The sequence below is a fragment of the Collinsella sp. AM18-10 genome, assembly GCF_003471585.1.
Taxonomy (GTDB): Bacteria; Actinomycetota; Coriobacteriia; order Coriobacteriales; family Coriobacteriaceae; genus Collinsella.
Genome location: NZ_QRJO01000029.1, coordinates 1 through 5,163, shown reverse-complemented (window position 1 = coordinate 5,163; position 5,163 = coordinate 1). Strand labels below are relative to the sequence as shown.

Below are 5,163 nucleotides of genomic sequence, written 5' to 3'. Positions count from 1 at the left end.
ACGGCTCGGTGCCGTCCACCGGTCAGCGGCGCCCTGGCCTCCCACGGGCTGGCCCCGCAGTACTCTCGGCGCGATGGGGCTTAGCTTCCGGGTTCGGAACGGGACCGGGCGTGCCCCCCATGCTCTGGCCGCTGACCGGTGGGCGGCGCCCACCGTTACGGTGTCCGGTATCGCATACACGTGCCCTGGGGGCCGCATGGCGCATAGGGGAGACGACTCGGGGGCATCCTCGTGCCCGGACCGCGCGCATGAGCGCTGGGTCCCGCGGGCCGCGAGGTGCGGTTCCGGAAGAGCTCGGGCGATTAGTGCGGCTCGGCTGAGGCTGTCGCCAGCCTTGCACCTGCCGTCTATCGACCAGGTAGTCTACCTGGGCCCTTACCGGAAGGAGAACTAATCCCTGGAACGGCTTCCCGCTTAGATGCCTTCAGCGGTTATCCGCGCCGCACGCGGCTACCCGGCCGTGCCGTTGGTCGACAACCGGTTCACCGGAGGTGCGTCCACCCCGGTCCTCTCGTACTGGGGGCAGCCTCCATCGATTCTCCTGCGCCCACGGAGGATAGGGACCGAACTGTCTCACGACGTTCTGAACCCAGCTCGCGTACCGCTTTAAACGGCGAACAGCCGTACCCTTGGGACCTGCTCCAGCCCCAGGATGCGATGAGCCGACATCGAGGTGCCAAACCTTGCCGTCGATGTGGACTCTTGGGCAAGATCAGCCTGTTATCCCCGGAGTACCTTTTATCCGTTGAGCGACGGCCCACCCACTCGGGGCCGCCGGATCACTAGAGCCTGCTTTCGCACCTGCTCGGCTTGTGGGCCTCGCAGTCAAGCCCGCTTGTACTCTTGCATTCAAAAGGACGGTTGCCGACCGTCCCGAGCGGACCTTCGCGCGCCTCCGTTACCCTTTAGGAGGCGACCGCCCCAGTCAAACTGCCCGCCTGGCACGGTCCCCGAGCCGGTCGACGGCCTCGGGTTAGGACGCCGGTCGCGCGAGGGCAGTATTCCAAGGGCGGCTCCCCGGGGGCTGGCGCCTCCGGATCTGTGCCTCCTGCCTATCCTCTACACGCGGGACCAGCGGCCAATGCCAAGCTGCAGTGAAGGTTCACGGGGTCTTTCCGTCCTTCCGCGGGTAAGTCGCATCTTCACGACCAGTGCAATTTCACCGGGTCCATGGTCGAGACAGCGCCCAAGTCGTTGCGCCTTTCGTGCAGGTCGGAACTTACCCGACAAGGAATTTCGCTACCTTAGGACCGTTATAGTTACGGCCGCCGTTTACCGGGGCTTGGCTTCGGGGCTTCGCGCGATGCGCTAACTCCTCCGCGTGACCTTCCGGCACCGGGCAGGCGTCAGACCCTATACGTCGCCTTGCGGCTTCTGCAGAGTCCTGTGTTTTTGGTAAACAGTCGCTTGGGCCTCTCCACTGCGGCCCGCCTCCGCTCCCGGAGCAAGTCCGTTCACGTACGCGCGGGCACCCCTTCTCCCGAAGTTACGGGGCCATTGTGCCGAGTTCCTTGACCATGGTTGACCCGATCGCCTCGGTATGTTCTACCCACCCACCTGTGTCGGTTTGCGGTACGGGCGCGCACGCGCCTGCCTAGGGGTTTTTCTAGGGACCTCGGGCTCACTCGCTTCGCTCAGATGCTTCGTCCGGAGCCTCGCCCTCGTGCGGACCGGATTTCCCTGGTCCGCGGGCCGCGCTCCATCACGGGGACGTCCAGAACCCCGCCGAGCCACCCCCATCCGTCGCCCCGTCGGTCGTAGCGCCGCGTGCGCGGTGCAGGAATGTCTGCCTGCTGCGCGTCGGCTACGCCTCCCGGCCTCGCCTTAGCCCCCGACTGACCCTGGGAGGATTAGCCTTGCCCAGGAAACCTCGGGTTCACGGCGGACGAGTTACTCTCTCGTCTCTCGCTACTCATGCCAGCATTCTCACTCCCATGCGCTCCACCGCCGGTCGCCCGGCGGCTTCACCGCCCATGGGAAGCTCCCCTACCGATTCTGAAAATCAAAATCCCGCCGCTTCGGTGTCCAGCTTAGCCCCGTGTATTGTCGGCGCATGTCCACTCGACCAGTGAGCTGTTACGCACTCTTTGAATGGATGGCTGCTTCTAAGCCAACATCCTGGTTGTCTGGGCGGACGCACATCCTTTGCCACTCGGCTGGAACTTGGGGACCTTAGCGGGCGGTCCGGGCTGTTTCCCTCTCGAGCACACAGCTTAGCCCACATGCTCTGACTGCCGCGCTCTGGGCCGCCGGCATTCGGAGTTCGGTTGGATTCGGTAGGCGGCGAAGCCCCCTCGTCCATCCGGTGCTCTACCTCCGGCGGTGAACGCGCGACGCTAGCCCTAAAGCTATTTCGGGGAGAACGAGATATCTCCGGGTTTGATTGGCCTTTCACCCCTATCCGCAGGTCATCGCCGCCGTTTTCAACCGACGTGCGTTCGGCCCTCCACGGGGTCTTACCCCCGCTTCAGCCTGCCCACGGATAGCTCACCCGGCTTCGCGTCCGCGGCGCGGGACTCAAGTCGCCCTGTTAAGGCTCGCTTTCGCTCCGGCTCCCTTTCGGTTAACCTCGCCCCGCGCCAGCGACTCGCTGGCTCATTCTACAAAAGGCACGCCGTCACAACATAAAGTTGCTCCGACTGCTCGTGGGCGCACGGTTTCAGGTACTGTTTCACTCCCCTCCCGGGGTGCTTTTCACCTTTCCCTCACGGTACTGGTGCGCTATCGGTCACAGGGTAGTACTCAGGCTTGGATGGTGGTCCACCCAGGTTCGGACCGGGTTTCACGTGCCCGGCCCTACTCAGGGACCGCGTCGCGCCGTCCGGTCTGGGTTCGCGTACGGGGCTGTCACCCGCTGCGGCCGGCCCTCCCATGCCGTTCCGCTCCCCAGCCGGACCTGCGCCCGGGGGCGGCAGCCCCCGGATGCGCGGCCCTGCAACCCCGTCGGCGGAACCCCTGCCGGGTATGCCCGCTCGACGGTTTGGCCATCGGTCCCCTTTCGCTCGCCGCTACTCGGGGAGTCTCGAGATTGATTTCCTCTCCTCCGGGTACTTAGATGTTTCAGTTCCCCGGGTTGTCCTCCCGGCCCCTATGCGTTCAGGGCCGGGATATCCGTACTGCTACGGATGGGTTCGCCCATTCGGAGACCCCCGGGTCGAAGGATGTGTGCTCCTCGCCGGGGATTATCGCAGCTTGCCGCGTCCTTCATCGGCTCCCTGTGCCAAGGCATCCGCCGTGCGCCCGTGGTATCTTGCGGGACCGCTCTCGGGCCCGCGGGATATCCACGTGTCGCTAAAATTAATTAATCGATATCATGAATAGCGCTCGTATGTCGCAATTCGGGTATCTCATACCGCGGCACAGTAGTTGACTGTGCTCGCGATCAGATGCTCCTCACTCATTAATAAGTGAATTCTTCTTGTTTGGATCGGATGAATGATTGCTATCATTCTGTCTGATAAATCGCAGAAAAGAATCGAGTCTGGAAGAATGATCTTCCATCTCTCTCCTATCGCTATGCGGCTCTCAAGGTACGCGGGTGCGACCCCGGGGACCGGGTGCTGCGGGGACTTCCCCCGGGCGACATCCACCGGACGGGCTCCTGCCCTCTATTCGAGTTAAAGTTTGTCTCTCTAAGAACTTATCTCCCTAGAAAGGAGGTGATCCAGCCGCACCTTCCGGTACGGCTACCTTGTTACGACTTCACCCCCCTCACCCTCCACACCTTCGGCGCCTCCCCCCTTGACGGTTGGGCCGGCGACTTCGGGTGCAGACGACTCGGGTGGTGTGACGGGCGGTGTGTACAAGGCCCGGGAACGCATTCACCGCGGCATGCTGATCCGCGATTACTAGCAACTCCGACTTCATGGGGGCGGGTTGCAGCCCCCAATCCGAACTGGGGCCGGCTTTCCGGGATCCGCTCCCCCTCGCGGGGTGGCATCCCTCTGTACCGGCCATTGTAGCACGTGTGCAGCCCAGGGCATAAGGGGCATGATGACTTGACGTCGTCCCCGCCCTCCTCCGCCTTGACGGCGGCGGTCCCGCGTGGGTTCCCGGCATCACCCGATGGCAACACGCGGCGGGGGTTGCGCTCGTTGCGGGACTTAACCCAACATCTCACGACACGAGCTGACGACAGCCATGCACCACCTGTATGGGCTCCTCTCGGCCACGGGGTCTCCCCCGCTTCACCCATATGTCAAGCCCTGGTAAGGTTCTTCGCGTTGCTTCGAATTAAGCCACATGCTCCGCTGCTTGTGCGGGCCCCCGTCAATTCCTTTGAGTTTTAGCCTTGCGGCCGTACTCCCCAGGCGGGACGCTTAATGCGTTGGCTGCGGCACGGGGGGATCGTCCCCCCACACCTAGCGTCCATCGTTTACGGCTGGGACTACCAGGGTATCTAATCCTGTTCGCTCCCCCAGCTTTCGCGCCTCAGCGTCGGTCTCGGCCCAGAGGGCCGCCTTCGCCACCGGTGTTCCACCCGATATCTGCGCATTCCACCGCTACACCGGGTGTTCCACCCTCCCCTACCGGACCCAAGCCGCGGAGGTTCCGGGGGCTTCGGGGGGTTGAGCCCCCCGCTTCGACCCCCGGCCTGCCGGGCCGCCTACGCGCGCTTTACGCCCAATGAATCCGGATAACGCTCGCCCCCTACGTATTACCGCGGCTGCTGGCACGTAGTTAGCCGGGGCTTCTTCTGCAGGTACAGTCTTGACTCTTCCCTGCTGAAAGCGGTTTACGACCCGAAGGCCTCCGTCCCGCACGCGGCGTCGCTGCGTCAGGGTTCCCCCCATTGCGCAAGATTCCCCACTGCTGCCTCCCGTAGGAGTCTGGGCCGTGTCTCAGTCCCAATCTGGCCGGTCGGTCTCTCAACCCGGCTACCCGTTGTCGGCACGGTGGGCCGTCACCCCGCCGTCTACCTGATGGGCCGCGGAGCCATCCCCTCCCGTCGGGGCTTTAGCCGGGGTGCCATGCGGCACCCCGGGGTATCCGGTATTACCCGTCCTTTCGGGCGGCTATCCCGGGGGAGGGGGCAGGTTCTCCACGTGTTACTCAGCCGTTCGCCACTCGCTTCCACCCGGAGGTGGGTGCCGTTCGACTTGCATGTGTTAGGCGCGCCGCCAGCGTTCATCCTGAGCCAGGATCGAACTCTCCGTCCAAAAT

General features: G+C 64.0%; 3 rRNA genes. All 3 read right to left on the bottom strand.

What is annotated here, in order from left to right:
* Nucleotides 1-20: 20 nt before the first annotated feature.
* A 5S ribosomal RNA gene (rrf, locus tag DW211_RS09880) occupies nucleotides 21-136 on the bottom strand.
* Between the two features lie 146 nt (nucleotides 137-282).
* Nucleotides 283-3,256 (bottom strand): 23S ribosomal RNA (locus DW211_RS09875).
* 396 nt (nucleotides 3,257-3,652) lie between these two features.
* Nucleotides 3,653-5,159: ribosomal RNA gene (locus DW211_RS09870) — 16S ribosomal RNA — on the bottom strand.
* The 16S, 23S and 5S rRNA genes sit together here, the layout of an rRNA operon.
* Nucleotides 5,160-5,163: the final 4 nt, after the last annotated feature.